Source organism: Onishia niordana, from assembly GCF_004798965.1.
GTDB classification, from domain to species: domain Bacteria; phylum Pseudomonadota; class Gammaproteobacteria; order Pseudomonadales; family Halomonadaceae; genus Onishia; species Onishia niordana.
On the sequence record NZ_SDSD01000001.1, the window covers coordinates 886,872 to 910,518 of the forward strand.

Annotated in this window: 15 protein-coding genes; 6 read left to right on the forward strand and 9 right to left on the reverse strand. The window is 62.0% G+C overall.

The features are described 5' to 3' along the window. Positions 1–522: 522 nt before the first annotated feature. The 4 genes from ETC27_RS03875 to ETC27_RS03890 all read left to right on the forward strand — a co-directional run bounded on the left by ETC27_RS03875 (position 523) and on the right by ETC27_RS03890 (position 7,460). Positions 523–783, forward strand: a complete 261-nt coding sequence (locus ETC27_RS03875; RefSeq protein ID WP_136253629.1) for a DUF4212 domain-containing protein — start codon at positions 523–525, stop codon at positions 781–783. A 4-nt stretch (positions 784–787) separates the two neighbouring features. Continuing rightward, positions 788–2,584, forward strand: coding sequence for a sodium:solute symporter family protein (locus ETC27_RS03880; protein WP_136253630.1), 1,797 nt, complete (start codon positions 788–790; stop codon positions 2,582–2,584). Positions 2,585–2,678: 94 nt separating this feature from the next. Then, positions 2,679–3,194 (forward strand): hypothetical protein, encoded by a 516-nt coding sequence (locus ETC27_RS03885; RefSeq protein WP_136253631.1) that lies wholly within the window; start codon positions 2,679–2,681, stop codon positions 3,192–3,194. Between the two features lie 309 nt (positions 3,195–3,503). Then, a complete protein-coding gene (locus ETC27_RS03890) occupies positions 3,504–7,460 on the forward strand; it encodes a hybrid sensor histidine kinase/response regulator (protein ID WP_136253632.1) in 3,957 nt (1,318 codons plus the stop codon). A 161-nt stretch (positions 7,461–7,621) separates the two neighbouring features. On the opposite strand, the gene ETC27_RS03895 is transcribed toward ETC27_RS03890, so the two are convergent. The 3 genes from ETC27_RS03895 to ETC27_RS03905 all read right to left on the reverse strand — a co-directional run bounded on the left by ETC27_RS03895 (position 7,622) and on the right by ETC27_RS03905 (position 11,275). After that, on the reverse strand, positions 7,622–8,284 hold the full coding sequence (locus ETC27_RS03895; RefSeq protein WP_136253633.1) for a response regulator: 663 nt from the start codon (positions 8,282–8,284) through the stop codon (positions 7,622–7,624). A gap of 309 nt (positions 8,285–8,593) precedes the next feature. After that, a complete protein-coding gene (acs, locus tag ETC27_RS03900) occupies positions 8,594–10,543 on the reverse strand; it encodes an acetate--CoA ligase (protein ID WP_136253634.1) in 1,950 nt (649 codons plus the stop codon). Positions 10,544–10,702: 159 nt separating this feature from the next. Then, positions 10,703–11,275, reverse strand: a complete 573-nt coding sequence (locus ETC27_RS03905; protein ID WP_136253635.1) for a SprT family zinc-dependent metalloprotease — start codon at positions 11,273–11,275, stop codon at positions 10,703–10,705. Between the two features lie 80 nt (positions 11,276–11,355). Here ETC27_RS03905 and ETC27_RS03910 point away from each other — a divergent pair, with 80 nt between their 5' ends. Next, complete coding sequence (locus ETC27_RS03910; protein WP_136253636.1) at positions 11,356–12,015, forward strand: YecA/YgfB family protein; 660 nt, start codon at positions 11,356–11,358, stop codon at positions 12,013–12,015. A 17-nt stretch (positions 12,016–12,032) separates the two neighbouring features. On the opposite strand, the gene ETC27_RS03915 is transcribed toward ETC27_RS03910, so the two are convergent. Continuing rightward, positions 12,033–13,154, reverse strand: a complete 1,122-nt coding sequence (locus ETC27_RS03915; protein ID WP_136253637.1) for a phospholipase D-like domain-containing protein — start codon at positions 13,152–13,154, stop codon at positions 12,033–12,035. A 225-nt stretch (positions 13,155–13,379) separates the two neighbouring features. On the opposite strand from ETC27_RS03915, the gene plsB reads away from it, so the two are divergent. Then, entirely contained in the window at positions 13,380–15,863 is a 2,484-nt protein-coding gene (gene plsB / locus ETC27_RS03920; protein ID WP_136253638.1) for a glycerol-3-phosphate 1-O-acyltransferase PlsB, read from the forward strand. 15 nt (positions 15,864–15,878) lie between these two features. On the opposite strand, the gene ETC27_RS03925 is transcribed toward plsB, so the two are convergent. The 5 genes from ETC27_RS03925 to aceE form a co-directional block, all read right to left on the reverse strand. Continuing rightward, on the reverse strand, positions 15,879–16,712 hold the full coding sequence (locus tag ETC27_RS03925; RefSeq protein WP_136253639.1) for a class I SAM-dependent methyltransferase: 834 nt from the start codon (positions 16,710–16,712) through the stop codon (positions 15,879–15,881). Beyond that, on the reverse strand, positions 16,709–17,413 hold the full coding sequence (gene tsaB / locus ETC27_RS03930; RefSeq protein ID WP_136253765.1) for a tRNA (adenosine(37)-N6)-threonylcarbamoyltransferase complex dimerization subunit type 1 TsaB: 705 nt from the start codon (positions 17,411–17,413) through the stop codon (positions 16,709–16,711). Before tsaB ends, ETC27_RS03925 begins: the two co-directional genes overlap by 4 nt. A gap of 229 nt (positions 17,414–17,642) precedes the next feature. Further along, positions 17,643–18,299, reverse strand: coding sequence for an adenylate kinase (gene adk / locus ETC27_RS03935; protein ID WP_136253640.1), 657 nt, complete (start codon positions 18,297–18,299; stop codon positions 17,643–17,645). A gap of 312 nt (positions 18,300–18,611) precedes the next feature. Further along, on the reverse strand, positions 18,612–20,654 hold the full coding sequence (gene aceF, locus ETC27_RS03940; protein ID WP_136253641.1) for a pyruvate dehydrogenase complex dihydrolipoyllysine-residue acetyltransferase: 2,043 nt from the start codon (positions 20,652–20,654) through the stop codon (positions 18,612–18,614). A 126-nt stretch (positions 20,655–20,780) separates the two neighbouring features. Beyond that, on the reverse strand, positions 20,781–23,468 hold the full coding sequence (gene aceE, locus ETC27_RS03945) for a pyruvate dehydrogenase (acetyl-transferring), homodimeric type (RefSeq protein WP_136253642.1): 2,688 nt from the start codon (positions 23,466–23,468) through the stop codon (positions 20,781–20,783). Positions 23,469–23,647: the final 179 nt, after the last annotated feature.

Sequence of the window (23,647 nt, forward strand, 5' to 3'; positions counted from 1 at the left end):
TCCGACAAACATCATGTGACTCTCTTGCAGCATAGCAACAGCGTCTCGTGGACCGACACCTAGACCATCGTACAACCTTTTCTCTTTTAATGATGTGAATCAAAACCGTGCTATACCATCGTCCTAACCTCGTCAGTAAAAGCTGACTTAAAAAAACCACAAACCAAAATAAATCATTGAATAAAAACAACTTTAGAAAAACCTTTCGCAATGGCAGTGTGGCTTGATACCAAAGTCTGGGATTATTTTTCCAGGGTTATTGACCAGTATCAGTGCTGACGAATGCATTAACCTTAATCCGCATTCCATCGAAGACAACGAAACAACAAACCCGCATCTAATAGAGGCACGGAACGAGAGTCGATGATGAGGCGCATGATGGCAACACAACACTCAAACGACGCGAATCCAGCTCAGGCTGGCAAGGCGTCATCGGGTGATGTGTCATACGTGATTTTGCTGAAACATCGCGCTTGAAATCGGTGCAATAACTCAATTCTGGAATATCCGGAGAGCATGACTATGGCAGATGACAAATCCAATGCTGCTGCTTACTGGTCGGCCAACGTACGTCTGATCACCGGCTGCCTGATCGTCTGGGCACTGGTGTCTTATGGTTGCGCCATCTTGCTGCGCCCGCTGTTGGCGGGCATCCCCGTGGGCGGGACCGACCTGGGCTTCTGGTTTGCTCAGCAAGGCTCGATCCTCACCTTTATCGGCATCATCTTCTTCTACGCATGGAAGATGAATCGCCTCGACAAAAAGTTCGACCTCGGGGAGTAAGCGCATGAGTCAATTTGCCATTAACCTGTTATTCGTGGGCGCTTCCTTCGCCCTGTATATCGGGATCGCGATCTGGGCCCGAGCGGGTTCCACCAAGGACTTCTATGTTGCCGGCGGCGGTGTACATCCGATCACCAACGGCATGGCAACGGCCGCAGACTGGATGTCGGCGGCCTCGTTCATCTCCATGGCAGGCCTGCTGGCCTCCGGCGGTTATGCCAACTCCACCTTCCTGATGGGCTGGACCGGCGGCTACGTCATTCTGGCAATGCTGCTGGCGCCTTACCTGCGCAAGTTCGGCAAGTTCACGGTGCCAGACTTCATCGGTGACCGTTTCTACAGCAACACCGCGCGCCTGGTAGCGGTCATCTGCCTGATCGTGGCCTCGATCACCTACGTCATCGGCCAGATGACCGGTGCCGGTGTCGCCTTCTCGCGCTTCCTCGAAGTCAGCAACACCTGGGGCATCTGGATCGCCGCCTTCATCGTCTTCCTGTATGCGGTTTTTGGCGGCATGAAGGGCATCACCTACACCCAGGTCGCCCAGTACATCGTGCTGATCATCGCCTACACCATCCCGGCCGTGTTCATCTCTCTGGAACTGACCGGCAATCCCATCCCGGGACTGGGCCTTTTCAGCACTCACACCGAATCCGGCGTGCCGCTGCTTGCCAAACTGGATGACGTGATCAATGCGCTGGGCTTTCGCGACTACACCGCCGACGTCGACAACAAGCTGAACATGGTGCTGTTCACCATGTCGCTGATGGTCGGTACCGCCGGCCTGCCTCACGTCATCATCCGCTTCTTCACCGTCCCTAAGGTCGCCGATGCTCGCTGGTCCGCTGGTTGGGCACTGGTATTCATCGCTCTGCTCTACCTGACCGCCCCCGCAGTGGGCTCCATGGCACGCCTTAACCTGATGACCACCGTCTATCCGGATATGGCAGGCCAGGTCGAGAACTATGATGAAGCGGCCACCAACCCGATCCTCTATGAAGATCGTCCCGAGTGGGTCCGGACCTGGGAAGAAACCGGTCTGATCACCTACACCGACAAGAACGACGATGGCCGCATCCAGGTCTATAACGACAGCAGCGAGGCATTCGCCGATACCGCCGAGCAGCGCGGCTGGGAAGGCAGTGAACTTAACGTCAACAACGACATCCTGGTGCTCGCCAACCCCGAAATCGCCAATCTGCCGAGTTGGGTCATCGGTCTGATCGCCGCGGGGGGTATCGCCGCCGCTCTGTCTACCGCAGCGGGTCTGCTACTCGCCATCTCCTCGGCGGTCAGCCACGACCTGATCAAGACCATGATCAACCCAAGAATCACCGAGAAGGGCGAAATGCTGGCAGCCCGCATCTCGATGGCTGGTGCCATCCTGCTGGCCACCTACCTGGGCCTCAATCCGCCGGGCTTCGCCGCCCAGACGGTAGCACTCGCCTTCGGCATCGCCGGCGCCTCGCTGTTCCCGGTGCTGATGATGGGTATCTTCTCCAAGCGGATGAACAACGTGGGCGCCGTCGCCGGCATGCTTTCCGGCCTGGTTGCCACCCTGCTGTACATCTTCACCTACCTGGGCTGGTTCTTCATTCCGGGCACCAACACGCTGGCCAACACCCCGGATAACTGGATCCTGGGCATCTCGCCGCTGTCCTTCGGTGCCGTGGGTGCGATGATCAACTTCGCCGTCGCCTTCAGCGTCTCGAGCGTCACCAAAGAGCCGCCGCAGGAAATTCAGGACCTGGTGGAAAGCGTTCGCTATCCGAAGGGTGCTGGCATGGCGGTGGATCACTAAGTCATAATGCACGCCTGACAGCGCCAACCGGCGCCACGGCATCACCCAATCGGGCTTCCAGCAGGAAGCCCGATTGCTTTAAGGAAACCCGAATATGATGTGGCACCTGATCGCGGCAGTCTTTGCAGGCCTCGGTGCGGCGGGCATCGCCCTGTTGCTGCGCACGCTGAGTGGCAAGCGGCTGCCACGCTGGATCGTTCCGGCCTTCGGTGGGCTCGGCATGCTGGCCTACCAGATTCATGCCGAATACACCTGGTTCGAGCACAAACAGCAGCAATTGCCGCCCTCGGCTCAGGTGGTCAGTAGTGAAAGAGGCGACGTGTTCTGGCGGCCATGGACCTTTCTCTTCCCGATGACCCTCTCCTTCGAGGTCATCGATCAGGAGAACCTGATCAGCCGTCAGGTGGATGACCAGCAACTCGTGGAGTTCATCCGCTATCGTTTCGAAAAGCAGGCGATAGACCGGGTGACCACCCGCCCCTATCTGATGAACTGCACCACCCGCGAGCAGCTGCCGATTGATAAGACCGACGGCGAGCCGCAACTTACCGAACTCGAGCGCCTGGATGCCGACAACCCCACGCTCAAGGCGGTATGCAACACCCCCTGACGCCGACGGTGTCGACATGCACAGCCACGTGCCATGGACGTTTCCATGTGCTTGCCCATGGACTTTTCCATGGACTGGCCACCTATCCTCGCATGCAGGTCCCGCGGGCCTGCATGCAACGCCCTATTCCAAGCCCCCTTCCAAGCCCTCTTCCAAGCACGCTTCATAGCCGCTACATAAGCCTTGCGAAGTAGCCTCTCAGGCTCTGAGCTGGCCACCTCGCTTGCCTGACCGATTCGATGCCCAGAACCGGCTGCCTTACAGGGCACCATTGCCCTAGAATGGGCCGACATCCGAGGGAGAGCAGGCATGTTTCAAGGCTGGCTACTGGTTGCCATATCGCTTCTGTATATCGTCGTCCTTTTCGCCATCGCCTGGCGCGGCGACCGACGCGCCAAACAACATGGGCCAAGCCAGCGACGTCCGGTGATCTACAGCCTGGCACTTGCCATCTACTGTACCTCCTGGACCTTCTATGGCGCGGTAGGCGAGGCCGCCACGTCTGGCTGGTCCTTCGCCAGCATCTTCGTCGGCCCGATCCTCACCTTCCTGCTGTTCTGGCCGGTGCTCTCCAAGATGATCCGTGTCGCCAAGCACCAGAACGTCACCTCGATCGCCGACTTCATCGCCTCCCGCTACGGCAAGACCCAGTCATTGGCCGCTTTCGCCAGTCTGGTCGCACTGATCGGTACCCTGCCCTACATCGCGCTGCAGCTTAAGGCGGTGGCGGCAGGCTTCCAGGTACTCACCCATAGCACCGACATGACCCGCGCGCCGCTATTCGCCGACACGGCCTTCTATGTGGCAGCGGTGATGGCATTGTTTGCGATTCTCTTCGGTACCCGCCATACCGATGCCACCGAGCACCACGAGGGGCTTATCCAGGCCATCGCCTTCGAGTCGCTGGTCAAGCTGGCCGCCTTCCTGATTCTTGGCGCCTATGTCACCTGGGGGCTTTTCGACGGCCTCGGAGACCTGATGGGGCGCGCCAATACGCAGCTCGAACTCCAGCGCCAGCTCACCGAGCAGGATTTCGGCAACAGCTTCTGGGCACAGACCTTACTCGCGATGCTGGCGGTCTTCTGCCTGCCGCGCCAGTTCCATGTCGCCGTGGTCGAGAACACGCATCGCGACGATGCCCGGCGGGCTCGCTGGCTGTTCCCGCTCTACCTGGTCGCCATCGGCTTCTTCGTGCTGCCGCTGGCCGCCGCCGGCCTGACCCTCTTCGCGGGCACCGGCACCGAGCCCGACACCTATGTGCTGGCCATTCCCATGGCCGCCGACAACGTGCCGCTGACGCTGCTGACCTTCATCGGTGGCTTCTCGGCCGCCACCGGCATGGTGATCGTCGCGACCGTGGCGATCTCGATCATGATCTCCAACGAGATCGTCATTCCACTACTGTTCCGCCTGCGCTGGTTCGATACCAAGGCACGCGACTATGGCCGCCTGGTGCTGCGGGCCCGCCGTGTGACCATCGTCATCATCCTGGGACTGGCCTACGGCTTCTATCAGCTGACCGCCGAGTTCAGCACTCTGGCCTCCACCGGCATGCTGTCGTTTGCCGCCGCCGCCCAGTTTGCCCCGGCCCTGCTCGGCGGCCTGTACTGGAAGCGCGGCAATCGTCTGGGCGTGATCGTCGGCATGAACCTGGGCTTCGCCGTGTGGGCCTACACCCTGCTGACGCCAGCGCTGATTCAGGCCGGCGTGATCCCCGGTGCCTGGCTCGCCGGTGGCCCCCTGGGCATCGGCTGGCTGTCACCCACCGACCTGTTCGGCCTCAACGTCGGCGATAACTTCACCCATGGGGTCATGCTGTCGCTGGGCCTCAACCTGTTCGGCTATATCTTCGTCTCGCAGATGACCCCTCAGCGTGTGGTCGAGCGTATCCAGGCCTCGCTGTTCGTCGATAGCGTGGAAACCCGCCAGACGCCGGTCAACCGCCCCTGGACGGGGGCGACCACGGTGGGCGATCTACGGGTACTGTGTGAGCGTTTCCTGAGCGCCGATCAGGTGCAGCGCGCCTTCGATGACTATGCAAGACGCAGCGGCAAGAAGCTCGACGACTCACAGCGTGCCTCCATCGACATCATTCAGTTCACCGAACGCTTCCTGGCCTCGGTACTGGGTGCCTCCTCGGCGCGTATCGTCGTCAACTCGGCACTGCAGGGCCGCGGCATCGGTATCTCGGATGTCATCTCGATCGTCGATGAAGCCTCACAGGTCCTCGAATTCAACCGCGCCCTGCTGCAGGCCACCATCGAGAACATCAACCAGGGCATCAGCGTGGTCGACCAGAACCTGCGCCTGGTGGTATGGAACCAGCGCTATCTGGAACTGTTCCGCTTCCCTGACCACCTAATCCGGGTCGGCGCCCCCTTCGACAAGGTGCTGCGCTACAACGCCCATAATGGCGAGTACGGACCGGGCGACCCCGAGGAGCATGTCGAGCTGCTGGTCAACAATATCCGCGAGGGCCAACCTCACCGCTACGTCCGCTATCGCCAGGACAGCACCGTACTCGAGGTGCAGGGTACGCCCATGCCGGGAGGTGGATTCGTTTATACCTATCAGGACATCACCCGTCAGAAACGGACCGAGGAGGCGCTGATCCGCTCGGAGAACAACATCCGCATCTACACCGACAACGTCCCGGCGCTGATTGCCTACTTCGACAAGGAATACCGCTACCTTTTCACCAACCGCGCCTACGAGCAGGTCTTCGGCATCGATCGCAACGCGGTGATCGGCAAACGCTTCCAGGAAGTGATGCCCCGGCAGGTGTCCGATGAAGGTCTTCCCTGGATGCGGCGAGCGCTGTCCGGCGAGCGAGTCAGCTTCGAGATCTCCCAGCGAGACGACGAGGGCGGCACCCGCTATCTGCTGGTCACCTACACGCCACACTTCGGCGATAGTGGCACCATTCTCGGCTTCTTCGCGCTCTACCAGGACATCACCGAACGCCGGTTGGCCGAGATCGCGCTCAAGGAAACCAACGAGAATCTCGAGGAACGCGTCCGGGAACGCACTCTGGCGCTCTCGGAGGCCAACGCCGCCCTGCGTCAGGAGAACCGGGTACGCGCCGAGGCCGAACAGGCGCTGCGCCAGGCCAAGCAGGTTGCCGAGGATGCCAACGCCTCCAAGACCCGCTTCCTGGCGGCGGCGAGCCATGACCTGCTGCAGCCCCTGAACGCCGCGCGCCTGTTCACCTCGGCACTGGCCCAGCAGGATGACGCCGAGGATCTCTCCCGCACCATCGGCCATATCGACAACTCGCTGCAGGCCGCCGAGGAGCTCCTCAGCACCCTGCTGGATATTTCGAAACTCGATGCCGGCGCTCTGACCCCGCGCCGCAGCCACTTCGCGCTGAGCGAGATCTTCCGCCCGCTGCGCGCCGAGTTCGAGGTAATGGCCGAGGAGCGTGGCCTCGATCTGGTAGTGGTAACCACCCATCAGTGGGTGGACAGCGATGCCCAGATGCTTCGGCGCATCGTGCAGAACTTTCTCTCCAATGCTCTCCGCTACACCCAGCAGGGACGAGTCCTGCTGGGCTGTCGTCGCCGCGAGGGAGGACTGACCATCGAGGTCTGGGATACCGGCCCCGGGATTCCCGAGGCCAAGCAGGCCGAGATCTTCCAAGAGTTCCGCCGCCTCGATCAGACCTCACGGCACAAGGAGAGCGAGAAGGGACTGGGTCTCGGACTATCGATTGCGGACCGCATGAGCCGGGTGCTGGATCATCCGATCAAGGTGCGTTCCCGAGAAGGGGTCGGTACCGTGTTCTCGGTTTCCGTGCCGACGGTGGCCGCCCAGCAGGAGAGCCCCCAGGAAGCCGAGGTGACGCCGCGTCGCGCCGGCAACAAGCTTGCCGGTACTCGGGTCGTTTGCATCGACAATGAGTCGCTGATTCTTGAGGGGATGAAGGCCATGCTGACCGGCTGGGGATGCGAAGTGTTCACTGCCACCTCGATTGGTGGGGCCAAGTCGATCCTGCGTCATCTGGAGAGTGACCCGGACGCCATACTCGCCGACTACCACCTGGATAATGAAGTCACCGGTCTGATGGCGCTGGACGCCTTGGCCGAGCGCAGCGAGGGACCGGTACCCGGCATCGTGATCACCGCCGACCGCACCGAGGAGGTCGCCGAAGAGGTCAAGCGTGCCGGCTACCAGCTGCTGCTCAAGCCCGTACGCCCCGCCGCCCTGCGCGCGCTGCTGACTCGCACCCTGCAGGCCAACCGGGCAAGCCAGCGTCATCAGAGTTGATCGGCGATCCAGTACGACGCCACTACAAGCTCAGCATTGACCACCAAAAAAGCCCGCCATCGGATGGCGGGCTTCTGGGAACGATGCAGTGATGTATCGACGACTGCATGTCGCATGCCTGAAAGACCCACTGCGCACAGCATGGGCCTCTCAGAGGAGGGTCAGGACTCGACCTTGGGCGGCTCGACTTCGAGCTTCTGGGCAGCGATTACCGCCTGGGTACGGGAATGCACGCCTAGCTTGCGTAGGATCGCCGTTACGTGTGCCTTGATGGTCGCCTCCGAAACACTCAATTCGTAGGCGATCTGCTTGTTGAGCAGGCCTTCGGTGAGCATGTTCAGTACACGGAACTGCTGAGGCGTCAAAGAGGCAATAGCCTCGGCGAAGCGTGATTCTTCTTCATTGGCCTCCCCTAGCACGTCGGCAAGCTCGGCAGGCAACCACACTTCCCCGTCGAGAATCTCACCGACCGCCTCGGCGATCAGCGACAGCGACGACGACTTGGGAATGAAGCCCGAGGCGCCGTAATCGATGGCGCGGCGCACCACGTAAGGCTCATCACTGCCGGATACCACGGCCACCGGGACATCGGGATTCTGACCGCGCAGCTGGATCAGTCCGGAGAAGCCATGGGCTCCCGGCATGTGCAGGTCTAAAAGGATCAGGTCGGCGTCCGGGTGGCGGGTCACCACCTCGGTGGTGGCTTCCATGGTATCGGCTTCCACGATCTCGGCCTGAGGCGCCAGCTGCCTCAACGCCTGAGTGAGAGCAGCGCGGAACAGCGGATGGTCGTCGGCGACGATGAATTTCTGGGCAAAGGCCATTGAGATTCCTCCGGATCCTCTTGTCAGCGACCGACGTGCCGGTAGACGCAAGTGAGTTCGCCGTTGTTTTACGGCATGTTACCCCATGGTAGCGGTTATTCCCAAGCATACCGGGAAATTGTCGACACTTACTTGTCATAGCACAAAAAACCGGCCGCAATGGCCGGTACAAGATGGAGAGGAGCGCCAGGCTAGCGTACCCCCTGGTACCTTCGGGGCCAGCAGACATCACACCTGCCAGACCCCGACAACGGGGCAGCGCCCTCTCCCTGCTTATGTATTCCTTGCTACTTCGTTAACCGAATGCGCTCAGTCGCTGGCACGGTTGGCGATAAGCTCATCGACGACCGATGGATCAGCAAGCGTTGATGTATCCCCCAGACCGTCGGTCTCATTGGCGGCGATCTTGCGCAGAATGCGGCGCATGATCTTGCCTGAACGTGTCTTGGGCAGACCCGGCGCCCACTGGATCACGTCTGGCGAGGCGATCGGCCCGATGTCCTTGCGCACCCACTTGGTCAGTTCCTTCTTGAGATCATCGCTGGGATCGATGCCATCGTTCAGGGTCACATAGATGTAGATGCCCTGGCCCTTGATGTCGTGGGGGAAGCCCACCACTGCGGCTTCGGCGACCGCATCGTGAGCCACCAGCGAGGACTCGATCTCGGCGGTACCCATGCGGTGCCCGGAGACGTTGAGCACGTCGTCGACACGGCCAGTGATCCAGTAATAGCCGTCCTCGTCGCGACGACAGCCATCACCGGTGAAGTACATGTTGTCGTAGGTCGAGAAGTAAGTCTGCACGAAGCGCTCGTGGTTGCCCCAGATCGAACGCGCCTGGCCCGGCCAGGAATCGAGGATCACAAGATTGCCTTCGGTAGCGCCGGCCAGCAGATGGCCTTCGTTGTCGACAAGCGCCGGCTGCACGCCGAAGAAAGGCAGCGTGGCCGAGCCCGGCTTGAGGTCCGTGGCCCCGGGCAGCGGTGAAATCATGATGCCGCCGGTCTCGGTCTGCCACCAGGTGTCGACGATCGGACAGTTGGAGTTGCCGATCACCCGATAGAACCATTCCCAGGCCTCGGGATTGATCGGTTCACCCACCGAACCGAGCAGGCGCAGGCTGTCGCGCTTGCTGGAGGCCATCACGTCGTCGCCATGTGCCATCAAGGCACGTACCGCGGTGGGAGCGGTATAGAGAATGCTGACGTTGTGCTTGTCGACGATTTCGCCCATCCGACCATGAGTGGGGTAACTCGGCACCCCCTCGAACATCAGGGTCGTGGCGCCATTGGCCAGCGGTCCATAGACGATGTAGCTATGGCCGGTGACCCAGCCGACGTCGGCGGTGCACCAGTAGACCTCACCGTCCTGGTAATCGAAGACATACTGGTGGGTCATGGCGGCAAAGGTCAGATAGCCGCCAGTGGTATGCTTGAGGCCCTTGGGGGTACCGGTAGAGCCGGACGTGTAGAGAATGAACAGCGGATCTTCGGCGTTCATCTCTTCTGCGGGGCAGTCGGTCGACTGGCCATCGACGCGCTCGTGGAACCAGACATCACGGCCTTCCTTCCAGTCGATATCGCCGCCGGTACGCTTGACGACCAGCACCGACTCGGCGACCTCGGCGCCATCGCGCGTCAGGGCCGCATCGACGTTGTCCTTGAGCGGCACCTGCTTACCACCACGCACGGACTCGTCGGCGGTGATCACGAGCTTCGACTTAGCGTCGATGACGCGCTGGGCCAGGGCATCCGGCGAGAAGCCGCCGAATACCACCGAGTGAATGGCCCCCAGCCGGGCGCAGGCCAGCATGGCCATCGCGGCTTCGGGGATCATCGGCATGTAAAGGGTGACGACATCGCCCTTCTTCACGCCCATTTCCTTCATGGCATTGGCCAGCTGACAGGTACGGGCATGCAGCTCGCGATAGGTCAGGGTCTTGGAATCGCTCGGGTCGTCACCTTCCCAGATGATCGCCGGCTGATCGCCGCGGGTCTCAAGGTGGCGGTCGAGGCAATTGGTGCTGACGTTAAGGGTGCCGTCCTCGAACCAGCGGATATCCACGTTGTCCCGGGCGAAGGAGACATTCTTGGCTCGGGTCGGCGATTTAACCCAATCGAGTCGCTGGGCCTGGTCGATCCAGAACCCTTCTGGATCGTCTACCGACTGCTGATACATGGCCAGGTATTTGGCATTGTCGGCCCAAGCGTTGGCGGCGATATCATCGCGCACCGGATGGACATGTGGCTGTTCGCTCATGAAGGAACCTCGTCCAGAAGAGTGCCAGAAATAAAGTGTCGCCGGCCGCGGTTACCTCTTGCCGCCGACCCGGAAAACCATTCCAGCATATACCTGTGCTCGCGGCTGCGCCTTTTAGACATTGGTAGACACTCAATTCTATTGCATAACAATAGCTTATCAACATCCCTCGGATGTCTGAGTGGCGATATAGACCAAGGTCTGGGCACATTGTCGACAACGATACGCCTGGCCACGCAATGCCCGTCGATGCCGCCGCATGCTGAAGAAGTGCTCCTGACAGCCACAGGCATAGCGGTAGGGCGAAGGGCTCGCCCGGGCCACATCGAAGCGATGTGTGGTGCTGGGCACAAGCCCGAACAACTGCCGCATGACGGTCTGCCATTCGCGGCCATGGGGACGCAACCGCGGCCCCTCCTCGAGGTGCCAGACCAGCCAGTGGGCCATTTCATGGGGCACCACCTCGACGAGAAACGCCTGACGGTTCTCGTCGAAAAGCTGTTTATTAAAACGCAGCCCCCCGCGACTAAAATGGGCCTGGCCGGCGCTCTTTCCCCGCAGGTCGAGCCACACCTTCGGACGAGGCAGGCCAGGATGAACCTCACGGCACAGTAGCAAGGCTGCTTCGACCCGCCGATGAAGGCACGCCGTCAGCGCCTCAGCGTCCAATGACTCAAGCGCCGAAGGGCTCGGTGTGGGCAAGACAGGAACAGGGTGAGATTGGGTGGTCATGGGATGCTAGAATGGCGCGCCATGGCAGGTGCGTAAAGTGCCTCTTATTCTCCCTGGTGAGACCGACGACGAGATCCCCGATGTCCGAGACCCCCGTTCCCACGCCCCTGATCGACGACGAGGCACTCGACCGCCTCGATGACTTCCTTGAGTCCGACCGCGTCGATGCCGATGCCCTGGATGTGATTGGCGCCCACGGTTTCCTGGTGGCCCTGGCCGTCGCCCCCCGCGAGACACCTGCCTCGAGCTGGGTCGGCGAGCTCTTTCACGGCGAGCCGGCATTCCAGGATAACGCCGAGCGCGACGAGATCCTGGGACTTCTCGAAGCCCTGAAAGCCAATGCCATCTCGACCATGGAGCAGGGCGGGCTACCGGAACTGCCCTTCGACCTGGAGCTTGGCGGCATCGCCCCGGCAGAGACCCCGGTCGGCGACTGGTGTGCGGCCTTCATGGAAGCGGTATTCCTCGACGAGACCGCCTGGTTCGAGGGCGACGAAGAGAGCGCAGCGACCCTGCTGCTGCCCTTCATGGCACTGTCGGGGCTGTTCGACGACGAACCCGACATGGCGGAGCTTGCCGGCGACGAGGCACGCCTCGAATCGCTGGTGCGCCAGCTGCCCGAGTTGGTACTGGATCTCTACCTCAACTATCGGGTACCGCCAGAAACCTCCAAACCGACCCCTCGCAAGAAGAAACCGGCCGGAAAGAGTGGCAAGGCGGGCAAGGGAGGCCGACGCTAACTCAAGTATGTCGCCGCTCAGCGCAGCCGGGTAAGCAGCGCATCCATGCAGCCCCACAACCATTCGCGCAGCCGTTGCAGCCTTGGCCGACGCGCCCAGCGTGTCGCATCGACTTCCTGGCTTGCCAGGAAGTTGCGCTCGAAGAGCGACTGCACGTCTTTAGCGAAGCGCGGGTCGCGCACCTCCTGATTAGCCTCCAGGTTCCATTGCAGGTTCCAGTGGTCGAAGTTGCAGGAGCCGATCGCGCTCCAGTCATCGGCCAGCGAGAACTTGGCGTGGATGAAACTCGGCTGGAACTCGAAGATGCGCACACCGGCGCGTAGCATCCGACCATAGAAACGCTGGCCGGCATAGCGCACACCGGGGTGATCATGATTCGTTCCCGGCAAGAGCAGACGCACATCGACACCCCGCCGGGCCGCTTTCACGAGACGGTTGCGCAAACTCAGGGTCGGTACGAAATAGGGCGTGCAGATCCATACCCGATCTTGCGCTGACGCGAGTTGTGCAAGCAGCGAGCGGCGAATGGCCTGATAACGATAGCCCTGCCCCCAGACCACGCGCCCGAGCATTCCCTGAGCATCTTGATGTACCACCGGCGCGACGCGCAGCCGACGGACCAACGCCGCATCGCCCTCCCCACGACTCAACGAGGAATCCCAAAGCCTTGAAAACAGTCGCACCCAATCGGCGACCACCGGTCCCTCGATGCGGACGGCCACTTCGTACCAGGCGCCGAGGAAGGCATCTACCGCACCAAAGCCGCCGGTGAAGGCCAGCTTTCCATCGATAACCAAAAGCTTGCGATGATCCCGGGTCAGATTGTGAGCAAGTGACCGCCAGGCCAGCGGGTTAAAGAATCGCAGTGCCACACCGCTTTCCTCGAGCCGCCGCCTATCGCTCGCCTCAAGCCCCATGGCCCCGTAGTCATCGAGCAACATCAGTACCGTTACCCCGCGCGTCGCGGCCGCTCCCAACGCCTCGATCAGGGAATCGGACAGCCGCCCTGACTCCATCAGGTAAAGCTCGAGGATCACCGACTCGCGCGCCTCCTCGAGGGTCCTGAACATTTCGGGCAGAAATTGCTCCGCTTCGGCCAGCAGCGTAAAGCGATTACCGTCGCGCCAGTTCCCTTGCATGCCAGCATCCTGTGGTCGGGCGCTGCATCGCGCCCTTTGATGAGTTTCCGTTCATGCGAGCCACCCAAGCGTCACAAGCATGACACCAGCCTGCACCACTCGCTTGCCCAGGTTGCCTTTCCCCCCGGAGCGGGAGGGTTGTCTCCCTTGCGGTTATCCCAGTCCCATACAGGCCCCTGTTACGGGCGCTATACTAAGACCCCTAATATTCCATAAGGTAAGGGAATGCCCTGGACCTCTGCCCTATCCCGTCTTCATCGCCGCCCGATTCGCGCCCTGCTACGAGGGCTGATCAAGGCCTGGGTCGATGTCCGCCTGATGGAACCCGAACCCGCCTCGCTTGGGCTGTCTTCGACGGCGAGGACAGTCTATGTACTGCCACATCCGGCACTATCGGATCGCTTGCTGCTCGAGACCCTGTGTGCGCGGCATGGACTGCCTGCCCCCGACCTGCCATTCCCTGACCAGCGACCGCCCCTGCAACACTGGGTCGCTCTGCCGGGACGGCGCCGCAAGAGCGCGGCCCCATTCATTGGCTATCTGGAGTGGCTAGAGGCTCACCCCGAAAAAGACCTTGAGCTCCTGCCGGTCAGTGTCTTCTGGGGACGCGCGCCGGGCAAGCGCTTCGGCTTCTGGTCGATGCTTACAGCCGATGACTGGGCACTGACGGGACGCCTCAAGCGCGCCCTGGCGGTACTGGTGCATGGCCGCAACGTTGAGGTGCACATCGGCGCGCCGCTGTCGTTACGCGGGCTGCAGGATACCCGGCCCGACGCCCTCACCAACCGCAAGGTGGCCAGGCTTTTGAGAGTCCACTTCAGGCGCCAGCGCACTCGGGTGCTGGGCCCGGATCTCTCTCACCGGCGCACCCTGATCGACGGCGTGGTGGCAAGCCCGACGGTACAACACGCCATCGACGAGACCGCCACTGCCGAGGGCCTGGCAGCGGAGCGCGTCGAGAGGCGCGCCCGGCGGTATGGCCGCGAGATCGCCTCCAATATGTCCTACCCCGTGCTGAGACTGCTCGATGGGCTGCTCGAGCGCCTATGGACGCGGCTCTACGACGGTGTCGATGTTCACGGCATCGACGAAGTCAAGGCCCTGGCCGGCGATCACACCCTGGTCTATGTGCCCTGTCACCGCAGCCATATCGACTACCTGCTGCTGTCCTACGTGCTCTTCCATGAGGGACTGATGCCGCCGCATATCGCCGCCGGCCGCAACCTCGACATGCCCGTTATCGGACCGCTGCTACGTCGCGGCGGCGCCTTCTTCCTGCGCCGCAGTTTCAAGGGCAATTCCCTTTATCGAGCGGCATTTCAGGAGTATCTGGACCGACTGCTGTCCCGCGGCCACCCACTCGAGTACTTCATCGAAGGCGGACGCTCGCGCAGTGGCCGCCTGCTCGACCCACGCCCCGGCATGCTGGCCATGACGTTGCGTTCTCATGCCCGAGGCGTAACCACCCGCGGCCATTCCGGGAAACTCGCCTTCATACCAGTGGCCATCGGCTATGAACGCATCATGGAGAGCAAGAGCTATCGGGCGGAGCTTGCCGGCAAGGCCAAGCGACGCGAGTCGCCGCTCGCTCTGTTCAGAGTGATGGGCCGGCTGCGCCAGCCTTTCGGCCGGGTCAGCGTGACCATCGGCAAGCCTCTGTTGCTGACGCCCTTCCTCGATGCCGAGACCCCGGAATGGCGTCAACCGGGCGACGAACATTGGCAGGCGTCTGCGGTGCCACGCCTCGGCGAGGAACTGGCACGACGCATCAATGCTGCCGTGCCCCTCAATGCCGTCAACCTGGTCGCCCTGGTGCTGCTGGCCACCCCACACCAAGCCATCGAACGCGACCTGCTGGAACAACAGCTCAGCCTGCTGGTCGACGTGGCGAGGGCAGATAGCGCCACACTTCCCGCCGGCACTGCCGATGAGTGGATCAACCATGCTGAGGCGCTGGGATTCATCCAGCAGCGTGACCAGGCGCTAGGCAAGCTGGTGCTGGCGAGCCCGGAACAAGCGAGCCTGCTGAGCTGGTACCGCAACAATGCGCTGCACCATTTTGCCCTGGCAGGGCTGGTGGCCTTCGCCTTTCGCAATAACTCCAGCTTCAACCTGGAGGAGCTGCATGCCCTGCTGGCACCGGGCTGGCCGGTGCTGGTGCGTGAGCTATACATCACGCCGCCGAAGGATCTGGCCGCCGCACTCGGCGCCACGCTTGATCAGTTGGCCAACAAGGGGCTGCTTGTCCGTGATACACAGCCGGATGAAGCCGACACTTGCGCCCCTCGCTGGCAGCGCCCCTCAGCCAGGCTTGCCGCCAACGAACAGCTGCACCTGCTGGGCCGCCAGGTACAGCCCTCGCTGGAGCGTGGCTATCTGCTGCTTGCAAGCCTGCTACGCCTGCCAAGCGCCAGCCTGACCCGTGAACAGCTCGCCGAGCAAAGCGGTCTGTTGGCCGAGCGGCTGGCCTTGCTGTCAGGTCTGGACACGCCGGAGTTCTTCGATCGGCGACTGTTTTCGGGGCTCGTCGGGAGCCTGGAGGCAGATGGCTGGATATGGCAGGACGAAGCAGAGCGGCTCTGCTACGGCGCAGCGCTTTCAGAGACCGCCGAGCAGATTAACACCCTCTTCGACCCGGCCTTGCGACACCGCCTGCAGCAGCTCGCGGTGCCTACTGAAAAGACGGGGGGAGCGGCAGACGCCAGCTAGCCGGCAAAGCCGAGGCTAGAGATCGCGCAAGGAGCGATGCACGTACAGGTCATAGCGGCTGGTCTTGCCCTCGATAACGTGGTGCGGCGCTGGGCCTTCAATGGGCGGCGCCTTGCGCGGGCGCTTGACCACCACCCGATGGCTGGCGACATCCAGAGCCGCTTCAAGCAGCCGCGGCGCATCCTCATCATCGCCGGCAAGCTCACGGAAGAGCCGCATCTCCTTCTTCACCAGTGCCGACTTGTCGCGGTGGGGAAACATGGGGTCCAGATGAATCACCTGAGGGGAGTGGCCAGTGTCATCAATGGCCTTGGCAAGGCACCGGCTGGCATCGGCATGCGCCAGCATGAGTCGCGTTACAATCGATGCCGTCTCAGCGTCATGCTGGGCGCGCACCAGGGCATCCTCGAGCAGCGCATAGATCGCCGGCACTCTTTCGATCATCAACACCTCGGCGCCCAGGCTCGCCAGCACGAAGGCGTCGCGACCGAGTCCTGCGGTCGCATCGACGATGCGTGGAGAGGCTCCGCCCTTCCCCGCTCCCAGGCCACAGGCCTTGGCAATCAGCTGGCCACGCCCTCCGCCGAAGCGACGGCGATGAGCCGCCTTGCCGGCCACGAAATCAGCGGCCAACGGCTTGCCATAGCGCCGCTCATCGCCGCCAAGCACCAGTCGGCCCTCGGTTTCCATCAGCGTGAGACGCGGCCCAGGGGCATCCACCCGCGGCAGGCCAAGACGGGTGGCAAGGCTCTCAAGGCCCTCGCCACAGACAACCACCGGCGGTTCATCGTCGCCTGGCTGTCTCTCCTGGCCTGCTAGGGCCACTTCAGTGTCCTGCGCGTCGCTCATCGACTCTTCTGCCAGGCCACCTGATCACGCAGGTAGACCGGCTGAGCGAGGTGTGGCGCCACGCCGCCGCCTTCTGCCAGGCTCTCGGCCGCCAGCAGCACCATGTCCTCGGCCGCTGGCTGCATGTCGGGCAAATGCTGACTGACGCCAGCCTGAACCGTTACCGGCAGCGATTCCCACTGCTCCCAGCCAGAGCCCACGCCGACCCAGTCGGCTTCTTCATGCCCGGCCGGCAGGCTCAACCGCTCGGGCGATAGCAGTCCTTCCTCGGCAAGTCGGGTCAGCTGGCCGTCATGGCAGCGGTAGGCGGCGGTATAAAGCTCGCCCATACGGGCATCGATCACCGGCAACACGTGGCGGAGATGGTGGCGACGATGCCCCGCCAGCGCCAGCGCCTCGAGGGTCGAAACGCCGATCAGCGGAACCTCGAGGCCGAAGGCCAACCCCTGGGCAACGCCCGCGGCGATGCGCAGGCCGGTAAACGACCCCGGGCCCTGGCCATAGGCCAGGGCGTCCAGGTCCGCGAGTGTCAGGCCAGCCTCATCGAGGAGTTCGTCGATCATCGGCATCAGCCGCCGCGTGTGTTCGCGGGGTGCCAGCATGAAGCGGGTCAGTAATTGATCGTCATGGCCGTCGCGGCGAATAAGCAGGGCAGCGGAACAGGCGCTCGAGGAGGCATCCAGGGCCAGCAGGGTCGGCATAGCGGTATCGACGTCAGGAGATGTGGTACGCATTATACGCCGCGGCCTAGGGTGCGGGGAATGGTGCGAAAAAGAGGACTGCGCAGGGACGGAAGTCGCGCGGGGAAAGCCAGATGAGAGGCCAGACACGCCAAATGCCAAAAATGAATGGCAATGGCATCTGTGTGGCGGCGCCTAAACCACCGAGGGCCCGCCATGGCGAGCCCTCGGGGGATGGAGCGAAAGGCGTTCAGCCTTCAAGCGCATCGATCACCTGACGGGTGATGTCATCGACACTGCCCACACCCTCGACGCGGTGATAGACCGGCGCGGTGTCGGGGTCTTCCTTCGCCCACTGCTGGTAGTAGTCGACCAGCGGCGCGGTCTGGTCGTGATAGACCGACAGACGGTTGCGCACGGTGGACTCCTGATCGTCCTCGCGCTGGATCAGCGCTTCGCCGGTGACGTCGTCCTTGCCGATCTCCTTGGGCGGGTTGTATTCGACATGATAGACACGGCCAGAGCCCTGATGCACACGACGCCCGGCCAGACGCTTGACGATTTCCTCGTCATCGACGGCGATCTCAAGCACATGATCGATCTTGACGCCGGCGTCCTTCATGGCATCCGCCTGCGGCAGGGTGCGCGGGAAGCCGTCGAACAGGAAGCCATTGGCGCAGTCGGGCTGGCTGATGCGCTCCTTGACCAGGGCGATGATGATGTCGTCGGACACCAGACCACCGGTGGTCATGATTTCCTTGACCTTGACGCCCAGCTCGCTGCCTTCCTTGACGGCGGCGCGCAACATGTCGCCGGTAGAAATCTGCGGAATGCCGAAGCGCTCGCAGATGAACTGGGCCTGGGTGCCCTTGCCGGCCCCGGGGGCGCCCAACAGGATCAAACGCATCAGAATGGCTCCTTGAATGACTTGAGTAAGAGAGGATGACGGAAAAATATGATGACCGCAGACAATACCGGGGCCACGCTTGTGAAACAAGCGACGCCCGACCAAGGCCGTACGCTGCTTAAGGGAATCATCCTCACCGGTTCGGGGGGAATATCCCAATAGAACTTTGGTCTGCTTCGCTTCTTTTCTCGTTCCCATCTCTTGAAACGAGGCCTGACATCCGCAGCGAAAGGCCCAAAAAAGCAAAAAAACGGCGCCCAGAGGCGCCGTTTCGATGGCCGGCCCAAGGGCCGGCGGGTCATGCCGGACAGATCACAGCAACAGGCGACGGATATCCGTCAGCATCTGGCCGAGGAAGGCCGTGAAGCGGGCCCCATCGGCCCCGTTGACTGCCCGGTGGTCGAAGGATAGCGACAGCGGCATGGTCAGCCGCGGCTGGAAGGCCGCGCCGTCCCACACCGGCTTCATCGACGCCTTGGAGACGCCGAGGATGGCGACCTCCGGCGGGTTGACGATCGGCGTGAAGGCGGTGCCGCCGATGGAACCCAGGCTCGAGATGGTGAAACAGCCACCCGTCATCTCATCGCGCTTGAGCTTCTTGGTCTGCGCCTTCTTGGCCAGTTCTACCGATTCCTTGGCCAGGTCGATCAGCGACTTCTGGTCGGCGTTGCGGATCACCGGCACCATCAGGCCGTCCGGCGTATCCACGGCGATGCCGATGTGCACGTATTTCTTGTGCACCACGGTCTCGCCGTCGCTCTTCAGGCTGACGTTGAACTGCGGGTACTTCTGCAGCGCCACGGCGCAGGCCTTGATCAGGAACGGCAGCGGCGTGAGCTTGGCACCCTGCGCCTCGGCCTCGGCCTTCATCGACTTGCGGAAGGCCTCGAGCTCGGTGATGTCGGCCTCGTCGAACTGGGTGACATGCGGGATGTTGACCCAGCTGCGATGCAGGTTGGTGGCGCCCATCTTCATCAGGCGACCCATCGGCTTCTCTTCGATCTCGCCGAACTGGCTGAAGTCCTGATCCGGGATCGGCGGAATGCCGGAGCCGCCGGCGGCGGCTGGTGCTGAAGCGGGTGCCGCCTTGCCCTGAGACTGGGCCATCACCTGCTTGACGTAGCCGTGCACGTCTTCCTTCAGCACCCGGCCCTTGGGACCGCTCGCCTTGACCCGCGACAGATCGACCCCCATTTCACGGGCCAGCATGCGCACCGCGGGACCGGCATGCACGCGCTTGCCATCGCTCGGCTGTGAGCTGGGCTCGGCATCCTGCTTAGGCGCCGAAGAGTCTCCCTTGGAGGCTGAGGATTCCGGCTTCTTGGGCGCTGGCGTCTCTTGCTTCGCTGCGGAAGACTCCTGCTTCGACGCCGCCTTTTTGGGAGCGGGTTTCGCACCGGCCACCTCGACATAGCCGATCAAGTCACCCTCGGAGACGGTATCGCCTTCCTTCACCGCGAGCTCGACCAGCTTGCCCTTGTAGGGGCTCGGCACGTCCATCGACGCCTTGTCGGACTCGAGCGTGATCAACGCATCTTCTTCGTTGATCTCGTCGCCTTCGGCCACCGCGACCTCGATGATCGGCACGTCCTCGCTACCGCCGATATCGGGAACGCGAATCTCCTTACGCTGCGGTTCGCCTTCACCGGCATCCTGTGAGTCGTCATCCGCGCTCTGCTCAGCCGCGTTGTCGCTGCTGTCATCGGCAGCCGGTTCGGATGCCGACTCGGACTCGCCGTCATCCTCGCCCTCTTCACCGGCGATTTCCATGGTGCCGATCAGATCGCCTTCGGAGACGGTGTCGCCTTCCTTGACCGCAAGCGAGACGAGCTTGCCGCTATGCGGGCTCGGCACGTCCATCGAGGCCTTGTCGGACTCAAGCGTGATCAGCGCATCTTCTGCGTTGACCTCATCGCCCTCGGCGACGGCCAGCTCGATGATCGGTACATCCTCGCTGCCACCGATGTCCGGCACCTTGATCTCGACAGTGCGTTTGCCGCCCGAGGCTTTCTTGGCCGGCTTGTCATCGCTCTTGGGTGCAGCAGTGTCCTTGCTAGCCGAGGACGCCGGCTTCTCGTCTTCGTCCTTGGAGGCTGTCTTTTCGTCCTCGCCGCCGCCTTCGGCTTCGAGTTCGAGAATGTCGTCGCCTTCGGAGACGGTATCGCCTTCCTTGACCAGCAGCTTGACGACCTTGCCGCCCTTGGGCGCCGGGACATCCATGCTGGCCTTATCGGACTCGAGAGTAATCATGGTGTCTTCGGCGGCGATCACATCGCCTACCGACACCGCGATCTCGATGATTTCGACATCGGTGCTGCCACCGATATCGGGAACTTTGATGATTTCGCTACTCAAGGTCGCGCTCCTTTCCTAATCATGCTCGCTGCAGGCGCAAAATGGGTCAGGGAGGGCGGGCTGACGCGGCATGATTGCCGTGCCTTTGTCACTCGCCCGCCGCCTTATCAACCCCTTACGGGCGCTTCAGGAATCCAACGGATTCGGCTTTGTCGGATCGATGCCATACTTCTTCATGGCATCAGCAACGACCTTGCGGTCGATCTCACCACGTTCGGACAGCGCTCGCAGCGCGGCCACGGTGACGTAATAGCGGTCCACTTCGAAGAAGCGACGCAGCTGCTCTCGCGTGTCGGAGCGACCATAGCCGTCAGTACCCAGGACATGGAAGTCAGTGGGCACCCAGGCACGAACCTGGTCAGCGTAGAGCTTCATGTAGTCGGTCGAGGCGATGACCGGACCCTCACAGCCGTCGAGCTGCTGAGTGATCCACGGCTTCTCGCGCTTGTCGTCCGGCTCGAGGAACTGGTTGCGATCATAGTCGAGCGCTTCGCGACGCAGTTCGTTGAAGCTGGTCACGCTCCAGACATCGGCGACGACGCCATGCTCGTCAGCCAGCATCTCGGCGGCGGCCTCGACTTCGCGCAGGATGGTGCCACTGCCCATCAGCTGAACACGTGGCGCCTTCTTGCTACTGGCCTTGCCTTCCTGCAGACGATACATGCCGCGCACGATGCCTTCTTCACTGCCTTCCACCATCTCGGGATGAGTGTAGTTCTCGTTCATCACCGTGATGTAGTAGAAGCAGCTTTCACGATCCTGATACATCCGCTTCATGCCGTCCTGCAGGATAACCGCGACTTCGTGGCCATAGCAGGGGTCGTAAGAGCGGCAGTTCGGCACGGTCGACATCAGGATATGGCTGTGACCATCCTGGTGCTGCAGCCCTTCACCGTTGATGGTGGTTCGACCGGCGGTACCCCCAATCATGAAGCCACGCGCCTGCTGGTCGCCGGCTGCCCACACCAGGTCGCCGATACGCTGATAGCCGAACATCGAATAGTAGACGTAGAACGGAATCAGCGTCATGTCGTGGTTGGCGTAGGCGGTTGCCGCCGCGATCCAGGCCGCCATGGAGCCGGCCTCGGTGATGCCTTCCTCGAGAATCTGCCCTTTCTTGTCCTCGCGGTAGTACATGATCTGGCCGGCATCGACCGGATCGTACTTCTGGCCACCGGAGGCGTAGATCCCCAACTGGCGGAACATGCCTTCCATACCGAAGGTGCGCGCCTCATCGGGGATGATCGGCACCACGCGAGAGCCCAGCTGCTTGTGCTTGACCAAGCCGTTGAGCACACGCACGAACGACATGGTGGTCGACACTTCGCGATCGCCCGAGCCCTTGGTCTGCGAGGCGAACATCTTGTCGTCGAGGCCCGGAATCTCGAGAGTTTCGTGTTCCGTGCGACGCTTGGGCAGGAAGCCACCCAGTTTCTCGCGCTGCAGGAACAGATATTTCATCTCCGGGCTATCTTCGTCCGGACGATAGTACGGAACTTCGCCGTTCTCGAGCTGCTTGTCGGTGATCGGCACCCCGAAACGATCGCGGAATTTCTTCAGCGCCTCGTGTTCCATGGACTTGATCTGGTGGGCTTCCATGTCGGCTTCACCGCTGCCGCCGCCCATGCCATAGCCCTTGACGGTATGTGCAAGCACCACGGTCGGACGACCGTCGGCGTTGTTGACCGCTTCATGATAGGCCGCGTAGACCTTCTGCGGATCGTGACCACCCCGGTTGAGACGGAAGATGTCTTCGTCGGAATAGTCCTCAACCAGCTTGGCCGTTTCTTCGTACTTGCCGAAGAAGTGCTCGCGGGTATAAGCGCCGCCGTTGGCCTTGTAGTTCTGGTACTCGCCGTCGACTGCCTCGTCCATGCGCTTTTGCAGCATGTCATGCTTGTCGCGCTCGAACAGCGGATCCCACTGACCGCCCCAGACCACCTTGATGACGTTCCAGCCGGCACCGCGGAAGACGCCTTCGAGCTCATCCATGATCCGCGAGTTGCCGCGCACCGGACCGTCGAGACGCTGCAGGTTGCAGTTGATCACGAAGATCAGGTTGTCGAGGTTCTCGCGGCTCGCGAGGTGCAGGGCGCCCAGTGATTCCGGCTCATCGCACTCACCGTCGCCGAGGAATGCCCAGACCTTACGGTCCCGCATATCGGTCAGTTCACGAGAGTCCAGGTACTTCATGACGTGAGCTTGATAGATCGCCTGGATCGGTCCGAGACCCATGGAGACGGTCGGGAACTGCCAGTAGTCCGGCATCAGATAGGGGTGAGGATAGGACGGCAGACCACCCCCCTCGGCTTCCTGGCGGAAGCTATCCATCTGCTCTTCGGTCAGCCGGCCTTCCATGTAGGAACGCGCATAGATACCCGGTGTCACGTGACCCTGGATATAGATCAGGTCACCTTTGTGCTCGCCATCGTCGGCGCGGAAGAAGTGGTTGAAGCCCACTTCGTACAGCGTCGCACACGACTGGAAGCTGGCAATGTGCCCCCCGAGTCCCTTGTGCTTCTTGTTGGCCCGCAGCACCTGCGCCATGGCATTCCAGCGAATCGCCGAGCGCAATTTGCGCTCGATGAACATGTCGCCGGGGATCTTCGCCTCACGATGCACCGGAATGGTGTTCCGGTGGGGCGTATTGACAGAGAACGGCGGAATACGGCCATCGCGACGCAGGCGATCAGCCAGACGACTCAATAGATACTGAGCACGCTCTTCGCCTTCCCGATCAACGACCGATGCCAAGGACTCCATCCATTCCTTGGTTTCGGTCGGATCGAAATCTTCTCTTGCCTCCAGACTCATAGACGTCTCTCCGAATGAAGATATTGTGTCGGTCTGCCCTCACCCGGGAGGAGGGAGGGGCGTGTGGCGCTCTTCAGTGCGGGCGTGACCTTCTATGGATCACGTCTCCAGAATAATGGCATGTAGTGTCCTTACACAGCGATACTCGCAATGCCTGGAATCTGGCCACGAAGATACCG